General features: G+C 72.0%; 14 protein-coding genes. 6 read left to right on the forward strand and 8 right to left on the reverse strand.

The features are described from left to right. Positions 1 to 54: 54 nt before the first annotated feature. From ACWD4O_RS20055 to ACWD4O_RS20065, 3 genes are all read left to right on the forward strand, one after another. Positions 55 to 1,392, forward strand: a complete 1,338-nt coding sequence (locus ACWD4O_RS20055) for an ABC transporter substrate-binding protein (RefSeq protein WP_451281451.1) — start codon at positions 55 to 57, stop codon at positions 1,390 to 1,392. 101 nt (positions 1,393 to 1,493) lie between these two features. Continuing rightward, on the forward strand, positions 1,494 to 3,542 hold the full coding sequence (locus tag ACWD4O_RS20060) for a beta-galactosidase (RefSeq protein WP_451281452.1): 2,049 nt from the start codon (positions 1,494 to 1,496) through the stop codon (positions 3,540 to 3,542). Between the two features lie 113 nt (positions 3,543 to 3,655). Beyond that, positions 3,656 to 5,683, forward strand: coding sequence for a glycoside hydrolase (locus ACWD4O_RS20065; RefSeq protein WP_451281454.1), 2,028 nt, complete (start codon positions 3,656 to 3,658; stop codon positions 5,681 to 5,683). Positions 5,684 to 5,764: 81 nt separating this feature from the next. On the opposite strand, the gene ACWD4O_RS20070 is transcribed toward ACWD4O_RS20065, so the two are convergent. From ACWD4O_RS20070 to ACWD4O_RS20095, 6 genes are read right to left on the reverse strand one after another with little or no spacing between them, the layout of a single operon-like run. Then, positions 5,765 to 6,436: a hypothetical protein gene (locus ACWD4O_RS20070; RefSeq protein WP_451281456.1), complete on the reverse strand. Its 672-nt coding sequence runs from the start codon at positions 6,434 to 6,436 to the stop codon at positions 5,765 to 5,767. 22 nt (positions 6,437 to 6,458) lie between these two features. Continuing rightward, positions 6,459 to 7,346 carry an STM4011 family radical SAM protein gene (locus ACWD4O_RS20075; protein WP_451281458.1) on the reverse strand — a complete coding sequence of 296 codons (888 nt, stop codon included), beginning with the start codon at positions 7,344 to 7,346 and terminating at the stop codon, positions 6,459 to 6,461. A gap of 10 nt (positions 7,347 to 7,356) precedes the next feature. Further along, on the reverse strand, positions 7,357 to 8,697 hold the full coding sequence (locus tag ACWD4O_RS20080) for an STM4012 family radical SAM protein (RefSeq protein ID WP_451281459.1): 1,341 nt from the start codon (positions 8,695 to 8,697) through the stop codon (positions 7,357 to 7,359). Further along, positions 8,694 to 9,509, reverse strand: a complete 816-nt coding sequence (locus ACWD4O_RS20085; protein WP_451281718.1) for an STM4013/SEN3800 family hydrolase — start codon at positions 9,507 to 9,509, stop codon at positions 8,694 to 8,696. The genes ACWD4O_RS20080 and ACWD4O_RS20085 overlap by 4 nt, the downstream gene beginning before the upstream one ends. A gap of 22 nt (positions 9,510 to 9,531) precedes the next feature. Continuing rightward, the gene (locus ACWD4O_RS20090) at positions 9,532 to 10,761 is read right to left on the reverse strand and encodes an STM4014 family protein (protein WP_451281461.1); all 1,230 of its coding nucleotides are present in this window, start codon (positions 10,759 to 10,761) and stop codon (positions 9,532 to 9,534) included. Between the two features lie 11 nt (positions 10,762 to 10,772). Beyond that, positions 10,773 to 11,729, reverse strand: coding sequence for an STM4015 family protein (locus ACWD4O_RS20095; RefSeq protein WP_451281463.1), 957 nt, complete (start codon positions 11,727 to 11,729; stop codon positions 10,773 to 10,775). Positions 11,730 to 11,903: 174 nt separating this feature from the next. Between ACWD4O_RS20095 and ACWD4O_RS20100 the strand changes: the two genes are divergently transcribed. Together ACWD4O_RS20100 and ACWD4O_RS20105 are read left to right on the forward strand one after the other, a co-directional pair. Then, a complete protein-coding gene (locus ACWD4O_RS20100; RefSeq protein ID WP_451281465.1) occupies positions 11,904 to 12,230 on the forward strand; it encodes a hypothetical protein in 327 nt (108 codons plus the stop codon). A gap of 22 nt (positions 12,231 to 12,252) precedes the next feature. After that, entirely contained in the window at positions 12,253 to 13,320 is a 1,068-nt protein-coding gene (locus ACWD4O_RS20105; RefSeq protein WP_451281467.1) for a DUF6745 domain-containing protein, read from the forward strand. Positions 13,321 to 13,332: 12 nt separating this feature from the next. Here ACWD4O_RS20105 and ACWD4O_RS20110 read toward each other — a convergent pair whose 3' ends face one another. Beyond that, a complete protein-coding gene (locus ACWD4O_RS20110; protein ID WP_451281469.1) occupies positions 13,333 to 14,055 on the reverse strand; it encodes an FAD binding domain-containing protein in 723 nt (240 codons plus the stop codon). Positions 14,056 to 14,233: 178 nt separating this feature from the next. On the opposite strand from ACWD4O_RS20110, the gene ACWD4O_RS20115 reads away from it, so the two are divergent. Then, complete coding sequence (locus ACWD4O_RS20115; RefSeq protein ID WP_451281471.1) at positions 14,234 to 15,160, forward strand: GNAT family N-acetyltransferase; 927 nt, start codon at positions 14,234 to 14,236, stop codon at positions 15,158 to 15,160. Positions 15,161 to 15,191: 31 nt separating this feature from the next. Here the strand turns inward: ACWD4O_RS20115 and ACWD4O_RS20120 are convergent, their stop codons facing one another. Then, positions 15,192 to 16,358, reverse strand: a complete 1,167-nt coding sequence (locus ACWD4O_RS20120; protein WP_451281472.1) for a M23 family metallopeptidase — start codon at positions 16,356 to 16,358, stop codon at positions 15,192 to 15,194. Positions 16,359 to 16,551: the final 193 nt, after the last annotated feature.

Below are 16,551 nucleotides of genomic sequence, written 5' to 3' on the forward strand. Positions count from 1 at the left end.
CAGCACCACCCCCACCCTCACCTGTCCCGCCCACGAAGAAGTGGAAGCAGCCCCATGCGCAGAACAACGAGCCGCATCCTGCGCGGCATCGCCCTCGTCTCCACCCTCGCCCTGGGCGCCACCGCCTGCGGCGGCTCGGACGACGACTCCGACACGAAGGCCGTCTCCGCCGGCGACATCCAGGCTGCCCTGGACAAGGGCGGCGACATCACGGTCTGGGCCTGGGAGCCCACCCTGAAGACCGTGGCCGCGGACTTCCAGAAGAAGTACCCGAAGGTCAAGGTCAACCTGGTCAGCGAGCGCTCCGGCGACAAGCACTACACCGCGCTGTCCAACGCGATCTCGGCCGGCAAGGGCGTCCCGGACGTCGCCCAGGTCGAGTACTTCGCGCTCGGCCAGTACTCCCTGACCAAGGGCCTGACCGACCTGGCCCCCTACGGCGCCGACAAGCTCGCCTCGAAGTACACGCCCGGCCCGTGGAACGCGGTCAGCGACGGCGACAAGGTCTACGGCCTGCCGATGGACTCGGGCCCGATGGCGCTGTTCTACAACAAGACGGTCTTCGACAAGTACAAGATCGCCGTCCCGACCACCTGGGACGAGTACCTGGACGCGGCCCGCAAGCTCCACAAGGCCGACCCGAAGGTCTACATCGCCAACGACACCGGTGACGCGGGCTTCACCACCTCCATGCTGTGGCAGGCCGGTTCGCGCCCCTACAAGGTCGACGGCACCAAGGTCGCCATCAACTTCGACGACGCGGGCGCCAAGAAGTTCGAGACGGTCTGGCAGACGATGATCGACGAGAAGCTGCTCGCCCCGGTCACCGGCTGGACCGACGACTGGTACAAGGGTCTGGGCGACGGCTCCATCGCCACCCTGGCCACCGGCGCCTGGATGCCCGCCAACTTCGTCACCGGCGTCCCGAACGCCAAGGGCCAGTGGCGCGCGGCGGCGATGCCGGCCTGGACCGCAGGCGACAAGGCGAGCGCGGAGAACGGCGGCAGCTCGCTGGCGGTCCCGGCGCTGGCCAAGAACAAGGAACTCGCCTACGCCTTCGCCGAGTACGCCAACGCCGGTGACGGTGTCGCCACCCGCGTCGGCGAGGGCGCCTTCCCCGCCACCAAGGCGGAGCTGGAGTCGCCCGCGTTCCAGAGCAAGAAGTTCGACTACTTCGACGGCCAGGAAGCCAACAAGATCTTCGCCGAGTCCGCGGCCAACGTGGCGAGCGACTGGTCGTACCTTCCGTTCCAGCCGTACGCCAACTCGATCTTCAACGACACGGTCGGCAAGGCCTACGTCTCCGGCACCAAGCTGGCCGACGGTCTGAAGGCCTGGCAGGACGCCTCGATCAAGTACGGCGAGGAGCAGGGCTTCACCATCGAGAAGTAGCAGTACGGCAGTAGCAGAACAGCAGGAGAGAAGCAGTAAGCGCCGGGCGGCGCGGCACCTTGGCCGCGCCGCCCCCGTGCACCACCTTCGGAAGGACCGCCATGATCTCCACCCTCCAGTCCCGCATGCTGCGCGGGGCGGACGGTGACCCCGCCGCGCCGCGTCTGGCCTACGGCGCCGACTACAACCCCGAGCAGTGGCCCCGGGACGTGTGGGAGGAGGACGTCCGGCTGATGCAGGCGGCCGGCGTCAACGTCGTCTCCGTGGGGATCTTCTCCTGGGCCCGGATCCAGCCGGGCCCGGACACCTGGGACTTCGGCTGGCTCGACGAGGTCATGGACCTGCTGCACGCCGGCGGGATCGGCGTCGACCTGGCCACCGCCACCGCCTCCCCGCCGCCGTGGCTGACCACGGCCCACCCGGAGATCCTGCCGGTGACGGCGAACGGCGAGACGCTCTGGCCGGGCGCCCGCCAGCACTGGCGGCCCACCTCGCCCGTGTTCCGCGAGTACGCCCTGCGCCTGGTCCGTGCGATCGCGGACCGCTACAAGGACCACCCGGCCCTGGTCGCCTGGCATGTCTCCAACGAGCTGGGCTGCCACAACGTATACGACTACTCGGACGACGCGGCCCGCGCCTTCCGCCTCTGGCTGCGCGCCCGCTACGGCACGCTCGACGCGCTCAACCACGCCTGGGGCACGGCGTTCTGGTCGCAGCGCTACAGCGACTGGGAGCAGATCCTGCCGCCGCGGCTGGCCGCCTCGCACCCCAACCCGACCCAGCAGCTGGACTTCAAGCGGTTCTCCTCGGACGCGCTGAAGGACCACCTCATAGCCGAGCGGGAGATCCTGAAGGAGATCACGCCCGGCGTCCCGGTCACCACCAACTTCATGGTGATGGGCAACACCAAGGGCATGAACTACCCGGACTGGGCGGGCGAGATCGACTTCGTCTCCAACGACCACTACGTCCACCCCGGCCCGCAGGACCGCGACGAGCTGTCGTTCTCCGCCAACCTGACCAGCGGCATCGCCGCCGGCCGGCCCTGGTTCCTGATGGAGCACTCCACCAGCGCCGTCAACTGGCAGCCCGTCAACGTCGCGAAGCGGCCGGGCGACCTGGCCCGGGACGCGCTGCTGCACGTGGCGCACGGCGCGGACGCCGTCTGCTACTTCCAGTGGCGGCAGTCGGCGGCCGGCGCCGAGAAGTACCACTCGGCGATGGTCCCGCACGCCGGCGAGGACAGCGACCTCTTCCGCGCGGTGGCCGACCTCGGCGCCAAGCTCGAGGCCCTGGCCCCGGTGGCGGGTTCGGAGCGGGAGTCGGCGGCCGTCGGCATCCTCTACGACTGGCAGTCGTGGTGGGCCAGCGAGCAGGACTCCCACCCCACCTCCCTGCTGGACTACCGGCAGGAGGCGCTCGACTGGTACTCGGCGCTGCTCGCCCTGGGCGTGCGCGCCGACCTCGTCACCACCCGGGCCGAACTCTCCCGCCACCAGGTCCTGATCGCGCCCGTGCTGCACGTCGTCCCGGCCGAACTGGCCAAGGACCTCACGCGCTACGCCGAGCAGGGCGGCCACCTCGTCACCACGTACTTCTCCGGGATCGTGGACGAGAACGACCACGTCTGGCTCGGCGGCTACCCGGGCGCCCTGCGCGAACTGCTCGGCATCCGCATCGAGGAGTTCGGTCCGCTGCTCGCCGGACAGAGCGTGGAGCTGGACGACTCCGGCACCGGCAGCCTGTGGACCGACCGGATCACCGTCACCGACGGCGACACCGAGGTCCTGGCGCACTACCGCACCGGGGACCACGCCGGACGGCCCGCCGTGACCCGCCGCCCGACCGGCGACGGCTCGGCCTCGTACGTCTCCACCCGGCTCGGCGTCGACGGGCTGCGCTCGCTGCTGCCGCGGCTGCTGGAGCCGGCCGGCGTGCGCAGCGAACTCCCGGCACAGGCACGGGGATCGGTCGAGCTGACCGTCCGGCGCGGCGCCGAGGAACGGTTCCTGTTCCTGGTCAACCGGACCGACGACACCGTGCAGGTGCCGGGTCTGGACGGAGCGGCGCTGATCGGCGCCGAGACCGCGGACGGCGTCCTCGTCCTCGGGCCGAGGGAAGTCGCCGTCGTGCGGCAGCCCGGCAACTGAAGTCCCCCTCACGACTCCTCGGCACGGTATGCCTCCGTGCCGGGGGCCATCCCCTCCTGCCCGCCCGGCAGGAGGGGCCCACCACAGCGACCGCACCGCAGTTGGGAGCACAGATGGCACGCCGTACCCGCAGCAGACGGACCCTCGGGGCCGCCGCACTCACCGCACTGGCCACCGGGGCCGCCCTCCTCGCCGTCCCCGTGCAGGCGCACGCCGAGGCCGCCGTCACCGTGACGCCGGACCCGTCGTACCAGCAGGAGAAGTTCGAGGGCTGGGGCACCAGCCTGGTCTGGTTCGCCAACGCCACCGGCGACTACCCGCCGGCGATCCGCGAGAAGCTCGCCAAGCTGCTCTTCGACGACGACGGCCTCGCGCTGAACATCGCCCGCTACAACATCGGCGGCGGCAACGCCCCGGACGTCACGGACTATCTGCGGGCCGGCGGCGCCGTCGAGGGCTGGTGGAACGCGCCCGAGGGCACCACCCGCGAGGACACCGACTGGTGGAGCGCGGACGACCCGGCGGACTGGAACAAGGACGCCGACGCCACCCAGCGCTGGTGGGTCGAGCGCATCAAGAAGGACATCACGCACTGGGAGACGTTCAGCAACTCCCCGCCGTGGTTCATGACGGAGAGCGGGTACGTCTCCGGCGGCTTCAACGCCAACACCGACCAGCTGAAGACCGACTCGGTCGACGACTTCGCCGCCTATCTGGCGGGTGCGACGAAGCGGCTGGAGAAGTCCGAGGGCGTCAAGGTCGACACGATCGACCCGTTCAACGAGCCCAACACCGGCTACTGGGGCACCCGGCTCGATGCGAACGGGCAGCCCGTCGGCGGCCGGCAGGAGGGCGCCCACATCGGGCCCGCGCTCCAGCAGAAGGTGCTCGCCGCGCTGGCGCCCGCGCTGAAGCAGGCCAAGGTCAAGGCCGAGATATCGGCGATGGACGAGACCAACCCGTCGATCTTCGCGACGAACTGGAACTCCTACTCGCAGGAGTCCAAGGACCTCGTCGACCAGATGAACGTCCACACCTACGGCACCGGGCAGCGCACCACGGTGCGCGACCTCGCCAAGGCCGCCGACAAGCCGCTGTGGATGAGCGAGGTCGAGGGCGACTGGGGCGACGGGCAGAGCTTCACCGACATGCGGCCGGGCCTCGGGCTGGCCCAGCAGATGGTGAACGACCTGCGTGAACTGGAGCCCACCGCCTGGGTGTTCTGGCAGCCGGTCGAGGACTACGACAACATGAAGCCGGGCGGCGAGTCCGCCAAGGGCGGCAACTGGGGCTCCATCCAGCTCCCGTTCAGCTGCACCGCGACGGACACCCTGCAGTCCTGCCCGATCTACACGAACACCAAGTTCGACACGGCCCGCAACTTCACGCACTTCATCAAGCCCGGCGACAAGCTGATCAAGGTGGACGACACCTCCAGCGCCGCCGCCGTGACGAAGGACGGCAAGGGCGCCTCGCTCGTCCACGTCAACTCCACCACCGCGGCCCGCACGGTCACCCTCGACCTGTCGAAGTTCCGGAACATCAAGGGCAACGCGACCGTCACCCCGACCGTGACCAGCGCCGACGGCAAGCTCCAGCAGCAGGCCCCGGTCAAGGTCGTCGACGGCAAGGCGACCTACACCGTCCCGGCCCAGTCCGTGACCTCCTTCGCCGTCAAGGGCGTCTCGGGCGTCGCGAAGAACGCCGGCCTGTTCAGCAAGGGGCACTCGTACACGCTGACCGGCGTGCAGAGCGGCAAGGCGGTCACCGTCTCGGCCAACGGCACGAACCTGGTGATCGGGTCGGCCAACGGCACCGTCGCGCAGCAGTGGCAGCTGGACGCCCGGCACGGCAAGAAAGGCGCCCGCCAGCACTACGTCTTCGCCAACCCGGCGGAGGGCAAGCGTCTCGCCGTCCGCGACAACGTGCCGGTGATCGAGCCGGACACGGGCGAGCGTGACCCGGCCACCGAGTGGATCATGTCGACGACCGGTGACGGGACGTGGACCCTGGTCAATGTGGCCACCGGGCGCCTGCTCGAGGTCGGCGGTCAGGCGACGAACGAGGGGGCGGCCGTCACGACCTGGCAGGCCAACTCCGGTTCCAACCAGCGTTGGAGGGTCACGGACGTGACTCCGTGACGCCCTGACCCGACGGTGGCCCGCCGCGCGATCCCTCGCGCGGCGGGCCATTCGCGTCGACGGATCACTCGCGTCGACGGGTCACCCGGGCAGTTCGCCCTGGTCCGTGGCGAAACGCTGGCGCTGCCCCGGGCCCTCGCCGTCGTCGCTGCGGTGCCCCAGCGCGTCCCAGGGCAGTTGGCAGGTGCTGACGTGGACGGCCTGGGCGACCAGCAGGGTCAAGGGCCAGCAGAACACATGACCCGCGGCGGTCCAGTACTTCACGCCGTGGACGAACAACAGGTCGTGTCCGGTGTACTCGTGCCGGTACCAGGTCAGGACGAGCCGACTCAGCGGCCGCCCGACCACCGCGGCGCCGTCCCGGTGGGCCGGGGGCCTCGGCTCGTAGACCAGCCGGTTCGCGATCACCGAGAACGCCTTCAGGTTCAGCGTCCGGCGCACGGGAGCGAGGAGCAGGGCCGCCAGACCCCACAGGGGGTAGGTGAGCCGGTTCATCCCGGTCAGCGCGAAGGACCCGAAGAGCGCCAGGTTCCCGGCCGCCAGCGGAACCCCGACCCAACGGACGGCGACCGACTGCCGGAACAGCTCGGTCCGCGTGAAGTGCTCGCGCATCGTCAGCTCGGACACCTCTTCCGTGGCGTACCGGCTCGGGTCGAACCCCATGCGCCGGGCCCGGAGCCACCGGTCCAGCTGGATCCGCAGAATCAGCAGCGTGGCAGCCGCCGAACACCCCAGGAACACCCACCGCCACATCGCGCCCTCCGCCCCCCGCCGGTCATCCGGGAAGTATGACCGGCAGCGGGCCTCCGGTCTGCGGGTGTGCGGGGGCCGGTACACGTTCCAGCACTCCGCCCGCGAAGACGTCGTACAGCGGCAGCGTCTCCAGGTGGACATAGCCGATGTGACAGTCGCAGACGGCGAGCGGGCAGGGGCGGGGGCGCAGGGCCGCGCGGTAGGAGCCGTCGTAGAGGTTGCCCAGCTCGGCGCGGACGAAGTGACAGCGGCGGACGGTTCCCTCGCCGTCGACGGAGATCACGGACTCGCCGGTGCGGCAGGGCAGTCCGGCGCTGGTGTGCGGACGACGGCTGTACGGGAAGAGCGGGTCGAGGGCGGTCCAGAGGTCGGCTTCGGCGTCGGTGTACGTGTGTCCCTCGGCCGCGTTGATCCACAGGTAGACGTGCGCGGGCAGGTCGGCTCGCAGCCGACGGGCCGCTTCGAGGTGCTCGGCGAGGCCGACGATCCCGACGCTGAAGCGGATGCCCCGGTCCGTCAGGTCACGGCATTTGGCGAGGAAGCGGTCGTAGGGCGTCTGCCCCGGGTGGTAGGTGCACCACAGGGCGAGCGTGTCGGGGTCGGCCTCGGCCAGCCAGTCGGTGCGGCAGCTGAGGTTGGTCTGGATCGCGACCCGGCGGATGTGCGGGAGGTGGGAGAGCTCGGCGAGGGTGCGCCGGTACCAGGAGCGGACCAGTCCCTCGCCCCAGGGGGTGAAGAGGAGGGAGAGCCGGTCGTCGGCCTGGGTAGCGGCCCACTGCGCGAAGCGCTCCAGGGCGGCCCGGTCGGCGCGGAGCTGGGCCGTGGAGTCGCGTCGCTTGGCGAACGGGCAGTAGGGGCAGTCGTAGTCGCAGGAGGCGAGCGGGCCGCGGTAGAGGAGGGTCAGGTCCATGACGGCCGGCTCACTTCCGCTCGTAGGCGGCCATGGCGTCCCGTACGGCCGGGGAGAACAGCTCGGGGCCGATGGCGTCGGAGTGGGCGAGGCCCTCGGGGGTGAGCCGCAGCGTCGTCGGGTCGGCGTCGGTCAGCCAGCCGCGGCCGGCGACGCGTTCGAGTTCGGGGCCGAAGTCGTCGGCGGGCGCGCTGCCGGGGAAGCGGGCGCGGTAGTCGTCGAGGCGCAGGCCCTCGGCCTGGAGCAGCGACTGCAGGAGGTGCCGTCGGCGTGCCTCGTGGGCGTCCATGGCGTAGCCGACCTGCGCGTGCGCGAAGTCGGCGGCGTCGCGGGCGACGTAGTCGTCGATGATGCCCCGGATCTGGTGCATGTCGACGGCGTAGTCGAAGGAATAGTGCAGGCCGGCCGTGTAGGAGCGGGCGCCGCAGCCGAGGCCGATCATGCCGTCGGTCTGGCAGGCGTAGTCGTCGGCGCCCTGCGGCGGGGCGTCCGTGCGGCGGAACATGCGCATGGACTGCTGGGTGTAGCCGCGGGCGAGGAGGTGGTCGCGGCCCGCGCGGTACAGACGCAGCCGCTGTTCGTCCCAGGCCGGATCGGGTCCCGTCCGCCGTCTGTCCAGGCCGGTGAGGGGGCGGACGTAGAGGGGGTAGAGGTAGAGCTCCTCTGGGCGCCAGGCGAGGGCCGCGTCGAGGGAGTGCCGCCAGGTCTGCTCGGTCTGGCCGTCGATGCCGTAGATCAGGTCGATGTTGAGGACCGGGATGCGGGCGTCGCGCACACGGGTGAGGGCCGCCTCCACGTCGGCGCGCCGCTGCGGGCGGACGGCGGCGCGGGCCTCGGAGTCGACGAAGCTCTGCACGCCCAGGCTCAGTCGGGTGGCGCCCCGGTCGGCCAGTACGGCGAGGCGGTCGGCGGTGGCCGTGGCCGGCGAGGCCTCGACGGACAGCGGGACCGCGCGCAGGTCGGCGCCCATACGGTGCTCCGCGATGTCGCAGAGGCGTTCCAGCTCGCCGGCGGTGAGGAAGGTGGGGGTGCCGCCGCCGAAGGCCGCCGTGGCGAACCGGACGTCGCCGGTGTCCCCCAGCGCTTCCCGTACGGCGGTGGCCTGGCGTTCCAGGGCGTCCAGGTAGGCGCCGGTCAGGCCGTCGGGGGCGCCGATGCGGGTGAAGAGGTTGCAGAAGCCGCAGCGGACCTCGCAGAACGGTATGTGCAGGTAGAGGGAGAGCGCGTCCTTGGGTTCGGCCGCCCACAGGTCCCGCAGCAGGGGTCGCTCCCGGAGTGCGCGGTAGGCCGTCTTGTGGGGGTAGGCGTAGACGTAGTGCTGGTAGGGGCTGGTGAGCTGGGCGGTGGTCACAGGGCGGCCTCGGCGGGGTCGAGGAAGAAATGGGCGTACGGCACGGTCCAGACGGACTCGTGGCCGAGGCGGTGGCCGGTGTAGCCGTCGTCGCCGTAGGCGGTGCCGTGGTCGGAGCAGACGATCGCGAAGCAGCGGCGTCTGCTGCTCGCGGCGGCGAAGAGCCGCCCGATGTGCCGGTCCACGTACTCCAGGGCGGCGGCGTGGGTGGCGCGGGTGTCCCCGGCCTCGCGGGTCGCGCCGGGCAGATGGAACCAGTTCGGCTGGTGCAGCGCGGAGACGTTGACGAAGAGGAACAGCCTTTGTTCGGCGGGGAGTCGGGCGATGACCTGTTCGGCGTGGGCGACCTGGTTCTCGAAGGAGTCGGCCGAGGTGACGCCGAACTCCGGTGTCCAGTGGGACTCGTGGAACAGTCCGGGCAGCACCGAGCCCAGTGGGCTTTGCTTGTTGAAGAAGCCCACTCCCCCGATGCAGACCGTGCGGTAGCCGTCCTGGGCCAGACCGGAGACCAGGTCCGGGGTGTCGTAGACGTAGGTCCCCGGGGCGGTCGTCTCGCTGCCCGCGAAGCTCGCCGCGAACAGCCGGGGGTGCGGTCCGGGGGCGGCCGGGGTCGGCAGGAAACCGGCGAAGATCGCCTGGTGCGAGGCGTAGGTGAAGCTGCCGGGGGCGTGCCGCTCCTCCCAGCGGCCGCCGGGGAGATGACGGGCCAGGTTGGGGAGGCGGCCGGCCGCCGCCAGCTCGACGGCGACGTCGTACCGGAGCGTGTCGAGCGTGACGAGGAGCAGGTCGTGGCTGCCCACCACCTCGTTCATGTCCGGCTCAGACACGTCCGGCTCAGGCATGGCGTGTTCCGGCCTCGGATGCTCCGGCATCGAGTGCTGCGGCATGGGGTGTTCCCGCACGGGCTGTTCCGGCATGGGGTGTTCCTGTTCTGTGCCGGCTTCCGTGCCGGGCGAAGTCGCGTAGGACGGCGGCCACCTGGGCGGCGTACGTGTCGAGGCCCTCCGCGCCGCTGCCCGGCAGCCCGGTGAGCCGGGGCAGCAGATCGCCGAAGGCGTTGACCTCGCCGATCGCGGCGCTGCGCCAGCCGACGGCCGGCAGCAGGTCGACGCCGACGCACAGGGTGCGCGGGAAGCAGGCGGCGGCCCGCTCGCACACGCCGAGCACCTCGGCCCAACGCGCGCCGGCCGCCTCGAAGGACCGCCGGACGTCGTCGAGATCGCCCCGACGGCCGCCGAGGTGGAGGTTGGTCATGGGGGAACGGCTGGTGCGGACGACCGCATGGGTGGCCCGGCCGGCCACGACGACGACCCGCAGATCGGCGGCCCGGCCCTCCTGGGAGGCCTTCGGCAGCCAGCGTTCGAGGTGCAGTCCGTCCGGGGCGAGCGCGTCGACGATCGCGGCGATGTCGGCCTCGCTCTCGTAGCGGCGGACCTTGAGCGAGTTGTACAGACAGCCGTCGGCGGCGAGTTCCACGGAGGTGGTGGCTCTGACGCGGCCGCCGCCGCCCGACTCGACGGCGAGGACGCCCGACGCCGACGACCCGTGCGGGGGCTTCACGAAGAGCCGGGGCATCCGGTGCTCGCGCATCGCCGCCCGTACGTCGTCCCAGCCGCGCACCGGCGGGGCCTGCGGACCCGAGGTGGGCGAGGCGGGGACCGGGACGCCCGCGGCGTCGAGGACGCCGTGGCAGAGCCGCTTGTCGAACAGCACGGCGACCTCGTCGGGGTCGTCGAGGCGGACGCCGCCGCGCAGCGTGCGCACGGCGGCGGTGAAGCGGGCGTACCAGCGGGCCGAGCCCGCGACCCGGGTGGGGTCCTGGGCGCCGCGCAGCAGCCGGTCCACCTCGGGGTTCTCGCCGGGCGAGTCGATCCGGACGATCTCGTCGGCGGCGAAGTCGGCTCCCCCCGCGCGCAGTACGTCCGTCCAGGCGACGACCCGCGGGGCGGGCAGACCGGCCGCGCGCACCGCGTCCTCGAACAGGGTGACCCGACGGTTCTCGGGGTTGCCGACGACCGCGAACCGCGGCCCCGGCTCACTCGCCGGCGGCGACACAGTGCCCATGGGTGTGCCGCTCACTCCCCCACGGCCACGTAGCGCCAGACGGTGCCGTCGCCGTCCGCGTCCTCTTCGGCGTCGCCGCGGTCGAGGTCCACTTCGACGCCGGCCGGCTCCAGGGTCTGCCGGACCCGCTGCATCAGCGGTTCGCTCAGGTAGTGGTGGTGCAGGTCGAGCTTCGTGAGGTGGCTGAGCGGCTGGCCGCCGAGCAGGGCCGCCGCGCCCTCGTCGGTCAGGACGCCCATGGAGAGGTCCAGCGTCTCCAGCCGGGCCACGACGGGGGCGGCGGCGACCGCGGCGGCCACGGCGTCCTGCATCTCGCTGTTGCGCAGGGCCAGATGGCGCAGGCTCGGCAGCCGGGCGCCGGACAGGATCGGCTCCAGGTCGGCCGGCTCGCTGTCGCCGCCGTAGTCGGGGGTGCCCAGCCACAGGTCGAGGCGGACCAGCGCGGGCAGGTCGCTGCCGCCGACTCCGCGCACCACCGCCACGGGCAGCCCGCCCGTCTCCACCACGAGCCTGCGCAGCGCGCCGTGGCTCAGAGCGGTGAAGCCGAGCCCGGATCCACCGCGCACGCCGAACTCCTCCAGCTCGGGGAACGCGGCCAGGAGGGGGGTGACATCGGTCTGGTTGATCCAGGAGATCTCGCACTCCTCCCCCACCATGTCCCCGAGGAACACGGCCCGCAGGGCGGGGAACCGCTCCCGGGCCGCCACCAGCGCCTCGATGATCTCGGAGGGGTCCTCCTCGTAGGCGTCCTCCCAGGCCCCGACGATCAGAGCCTTCACCCGGGTGGTGTCGACGGCGGCGCAGAAGCGGGCGAACACGTCCGTCCACTTCTCCTCGGCGTCGTAGGCCGCGCCGGAGACCCGCCAGGCGACGGCGTCCGGTTCGACGGGGCGCGGCTTGTGCTTGATGCCGGGGAACGTGTACGCGGGCAGCCCGTACAGCGCGTCGAGGTGGTCACCGATGGTCATGCGGCTGCTCCTGGGAGGAAAAAGCGTGCGGTCCGTGATGTGTTCGCAGTTCTACCAACAGGCACTGACAACGCCCCTCGGCGGGGCCCCGGGTTCGGGGGCGTTGTCAGTGGCGGCCCGTACGGTCTGGGTTCTGAGGCCGGTGCGCAGCGCACCCGGCGGGAGGGAAGTGCCATGTACCGGCAGGGAGACGTGTTGATCGTGCCCGTCGCCGAGGAGGCGGTGCCGCCGCAGGTGGCGCTCGCGCCGAGGGAGCGGCGGGATGCGCGGGGCCGACTCGTGCTGGCCCTGGGCGAGGTGACCGGGCACGCGCACGCGGTGGTGGGCCCGGGTGATCTGGTGCGGGAGCCCGGGCCGTTCGGTCCGCTGCTGCTGCATCTGCCGCAGGGCGGCCGGGTGGTTCATGAGGAGCATGCGGCGATCGCGTTGCCGAAGGGTTGGTTCCGGGTGATCCGGCAGCGGGAGTACGTGCCCGGATCCGTGCGGATCGTGGCGGACTGAACAGAGGGTGGAGGACGGACAGATGACGACTACGGAGATTTCCGAGGCAGTGGTGGCAGTGGTGGAGGGCACCTCCTCCGACGATGTGCGCGACTGGCGTGCCTGCGCCGCGGCGATCGGGCCCGCCGACCGCGCGGCCGCCGAGGAGGGCGTGCGCCGGGCCTACCGGCAGGCCGGCCTTGCCGAGCCGGAACTCGTGGTGTGGGCCGGTTCGCCGCACGAGGCCGTCACGCTGGTGCGGGACCTGGCGGACAAGGGCGCGAGTGTGCGGGAGGCCGTGCGCAGCGTGCCGTGGGCCCGCGAACGACAGCGACTGCACACGGAGTTGGGCCCGGCGGGCTGGGCGGCGCACTGGGCGGCCACGGGCGGGGGCCTGTGGGAGTCCACCCAGGCGCTCGTCGACCGGATCCGCGCCGGGGTGCTGGAGGAGCTGGTCGCCGGGGAGCGGAGCGGCTCCGCCGCCGAGACGGAGATCCGGCTGATCCTGCTGGACGCCGTGCTCGGCCAGCACGACGCGCCCTGGCTCGCCGCGTTCCCGACCGACCACGGCCCGCTCGAGGGGCTGGCCGCGGTCGGCCGCACCGCCGGCTGGTGGTGGCCGTTCGCCCGCGTGGCGGTGGTGTGCGAACGGCCCGTCGCCCTGCACCGCGACGAGGCGGGCCGGCTCGACCACGGGGACGGCCCGGCGCTGGCCTATCCCGACGGTTTCGCCCTGCACGCCTGGCGCGGGATGCCGGTGCCGGCCGACTTCCTCGCGGAGTTGCCGACGCTCGTACCGGAGCGGATCCGGTCCGAGGAGAACGCCGAACTACGCCGGGTCATGCTGGAGTACTACGGCTACGACCGCTATCTGGCGGACTCCGGCGCACGTCACGTCCACCGCGACGAGACGGGCACGCTGTGGCGGATCGACCTTGCGGACGACGAGCCCGTCGTCATGGTGGAGGTCCTCAACTCCACGCCGGAGCCGGACGGGACCCGTCGCACGTACTGGCTGCGGGTACCGCCGGCGACCCGGACGGCGCGAGAGGGCGTCGCCTGGACGTTCGGGCTCCACCCCGACGTGTACGCGCCCGTGCGGGAGACGTGAGACGGGCCGCCCTCAGACCTGGGCGGCGCGGGCCAGCACATCCCCGACCTGCTCGGTGACCGCCGCCCAGTCGGCGGGCTGCAGGCCGTCCAGGTCGGTGCCGGCCAGCTCGTCGAGAACCCGCTCGGCATCGCTGTCGTAGGGCACGCTCTCGCTGATCACCTCGTACCCGTCGCGCACGGCCACCCTGACCCTGCCTGGGCCGTCGCCCTCGGCGTGCACCGCGGCGGCGACGACCAGGGGCGGCGGGCCGCCCGCCTCGCCCTCCACCTTGCGGTAGCCGCTGGCCAGGGGCGTGCGCCAGCGCAGGGCGAGCAGCACATGGCGCTTCGCCAACAGCTCGCTCAGGTCGGTGTCGTAGACGCCTTCGGGCTCCAGGACGGTCGCCCGGGCGTCGAGGACGAGCGCTGCCGGGAGCAGACAGCGCAGGGTGCTGCCGACGATGTTGCCGCCGACCGTGGCCGCCCGGCGCACCGCGCCCGTGCCCACGCCGGAGGCCGCCCGGTGCAGCACCTCGGGCACGGTCGCGTCGACGCGGTGCAGCAGCACGGCACCCCCGAGTTCCTCGGGGCCGACCACGCCCGCCTCCGGCAGGTTGCGCAGCGAGACGGCCTGCTCGGGGAAGCCGTCCCGCTGCCAGCCGGCCCAGACCAGCGTGGCGCCGCCTATCGGTACCGCTCCCTCGGCCAGACACCGCTGTGCTTCGGCTATGGAGGAGGGAAGACGCAACTGCACGACAACCAACCTGCCTTCCCGGATAGTTCGTGGGGAGGACCGTGGCACTCACCCGCATGATCAATGGCAGAACGGATTCTGCCCAGGCGTGCGGGGGCGCATACAGGGCTCATGGCTGCATCTCGCACAACGTCAAATTGCGTTGCGGCCGGTCCCGTCCGCCCGGACCCTGGACTTCATGTCCTACCTCTTGCGTCCCGCCACGCTCGCCGACGCGCCCGCCGTCACCGACCTGCTCAACGAGATCGACCTGCTGGAGATCGGCCGTCCCGAGACGGATCTGCACACCGTCGAGGCGGATCTGAAGCATCCGGAGACCGATCTCACGCAGGACTCGTGGCTCGCCTTCGACGGGGACCGGCTGGTGGTCTACGGGCTGCTGTGGGACGACTCGGCGGGCGAGCGCATCGACGTCGACCACTATGTGCTGCCCGCTCACCAGGAGGCCGGAAAGCTCGTCCTGGAGGCCATGGAGGCCAGGGCGCTGCGCCGGGCGCAGGAGAACGGCGCCGGGCGGGCGGTGGTGCATCTGCACCTGAACGTGCGGCCGACGCTCGACACCGCTCTGCTGGACGAGCGGGGCTGGTCCGCGGTCCGCCGCCATCACGTGCTGCGCCGCGCCGTGGACCCGACGACCGACCGCGCGCCGCAGCCGCCCGCGGGGATACGGCTGCGGCCCTGCGCCACCGAGGCGGACCGGGTCCGCGTCCACGAGCTCCACCAGGCCACTTTCGCGGAGCACTACGACTTCCAGCCCCGCGAGTACGGGCAGTGGCTGCACGACATCCACGCCGAGGAGCTGGACTGGTCGCTGGTGTGGATCGTCACCACGGACGACCTCGGGGACGCGGGGTTCCTGCTGGCCCGCAACAACCGGGAGGCCATGGGGTGGATCCGCAACATCGGCGTCGTGCCCGAAGCCCGCGGCCGCGGCCTCGCCGGGCTGCTGCTGGGGCACGCCTTCGCCACGTTCGCCGCCCTGGGGCGGGACACGGTGGGGTTGGGCGTGGACACCTCCAACACCACCGGTGCTCCGCAGCTGTACGAACGCAACGGGATGACCGTCCACTTCGCCGTGGACACCTGGGAGGCGGTCCTGCGCTGAACCACCCCCAGGGCCTCGCCGGCCGCCGTCCTCAGCCGTTCGAGGTCAGCCAGGGCTGCGGATCGGCGTAGTAGCCGTCGTAGATCACCTCGAAGTGGAGGTGGGGGCCGGTGGACAGGCCGGTGGAGCCGACCCGGCCGATCGGGGCGCCGGTCTGCACGGTCTGTCCGACGGCGACCTCGATGGCGGACAGGTGGCTGTACGTCGTCTGCAGCGGCTTGCCGTCGATCGCGCCGTGGTCGACGACGATGCGGTTGCCGTACGCCTTGGTCATGGCCGCGAACACGACCGTGCCCTCGCGCGCCGACGAGACCTGGGCGCCCTGGGGCGCGCCGAAGTCCACGCCGGTGTGGAGCTTGGTCACGCCCGTGAGGGGGTGCTGGCGCGAGCCGAACGGGGAGGTGATGGTGAGGGCGGTGACGGGCGCGGCCAGGATCGCGTTCGCCGGTGCGCCGGCGGCGGAGTCGTCCCGGTCGAACTCCTCGTACCGCGCGAACAGCGCCTTCACCTCGGTGAGGTAGGTCTGTGCCTCGGCGGGCACCTTCCCTGCCCCGGCGACCGCGTCCGTGCCGACCGCGTACGCGGCGAGGGTCAGGTCCACGAGTTCGCCGGAGACGGTCCCGTCGGTCCTGAGGTCGGTGATCTTCTCGGCGAGGGAGCAGTCCTGCCGGCCCAGCGCCATGATCGCGTCGGCCTGATCGAGCGGCGAGGAACTGCCGTTGCCGTCGTCGTCCTTGCCCCAGGTCCGCCATGCGGCGTCGGTGAACGCGGCGATGCCCTGCTCGTCGGTGGCGGCACCGGCTGCGGAGGCGGCGGCAGTGGCGGGGGCGTCGGTGGCCGTGATGCTGCCGTTGTCCCAGCCGGAGAGCTGGTCGATCTGGGCGGCGAGGAGGGACGGGGTGACGACCGTGCAGGCTTCGGCCGCCTTGCGCAGCCAGGGCCCGTACGTCGCGTCGACGCCGTTCGCGGCGGACTGCTGCGGGCTTTCGTCCTGCGCCCAGTCCGTGGGAAGGCCGCCGGTGAGGGCGAGGAATCCGGCCACCACCGACAGCGTCAGCAGGCCCGGCAGCACCATCAGGGTGAAAGCGCCGGGCCCGCGTCGACGCGGGGGCGGGGCGGAGGGCCGGGGAGGCGGCGGGGGCGCAGTCGCCGGTTCGTCGGTGGCCGTGCGGGTCTCGACGGCGTGCTCGTCGCTCACGCGGAGAACTCCGGACGGTCCGTCATGAGCCGTTCCGGGAAAGTGCTGTTGTTCACGGCCGGACGTTAGTCCGCCGCCCGGCGCACGTCACCGGACGCAGGGGCAGACCCGCTGTCCGCTGGGGCAGACCTGTCCGTCGGCGGTCCGGCACTGGCCCGCTCCGGTCGGCGGGGCTTGTCGGAGGGGCTTGATA

The organism is Streptomyces sp. NPDC002623, from assembly GCF_053592635.1.

Coding starts and splice junctions, on each gene's coding strand:
- ACWD4O_RS20055 (WP_451281451.1), top strand. CDS start 55: ATGCGCAGAACAACGAGCCGCATCCTGCGCGGCATCGCCCTCGTCTCC.
- ACWD4O_RS20060 (WP_451281452.1), top strand. CDS start 1,494: ATGATCTCCACCCTCCAGTCCCGCATGCTGCGCGGGGCGGACGGTGAC.
- ACWD4O_RS20065 (WP_451281454.1), top strand. CDS start 3,656: ATGGCACGCCGTACCCGCAGCAGACGGACCCTCGGGGCCGCCGCACTC.
- ACWD4O_RS20070 (WP_451281456.1), bottom strand. CDS start 6,436: ATGTGGCGGTGGGTGTTCCTGGGGTGTTCGGCGGCTGCCACGCTGCTG.
- ACWD4O_RS20075 (WP_451281458.1), bottom strand. CDS start 7,346: ATGGACCTGACCCTCCTCTACCGCGGCCCGCTCGCCTCCTGCGACTAC.
- ACWD4O_RS20085 (WP_451281718.1), bottom strand. CDS start 9,509: ATGAACGAGGTGGTGGGCAGCCACGACCTGCTCCTCGTCACGCTCGAC.
- ACWD4O_RS20090 (WP_451281461.1), bottom strand. CDS start 10,761: ATGGGCACTGTGTCGCCGCCGGCGAGTGAGCCGGGGCCGCGGTTCGCG.
- ACWD4O_RS20095 (WP_451281463.1), bottom strand. CDS start 11,729: ATGACCATCGGTGACCACCTCGACGCGCTGTACGGGCTGCCCGCGTAC.
- ACWD4O_RS20100 (WP_451281465.1), top strand. CDS start 11,904: ATGTACCGGCAGGGAGACGTGTTGATCGTGCCCGTCGCCGAGGAGGCG.
- ACWD4O_RS20105 (WP_451281467.1), top strand. CDS start 12,253: ATGACGACTACGGAGATTTCCGAGGCAGTGGTGGCAGTGGTGGAGGGC.
- ACWD4O_RS20115 (WP_451281471.1), top strand. CDS start 14,234: ATGTCCTACCTCTTGCGTCCCGCCACGCTCGCCGACGCGCCCGCCGTC.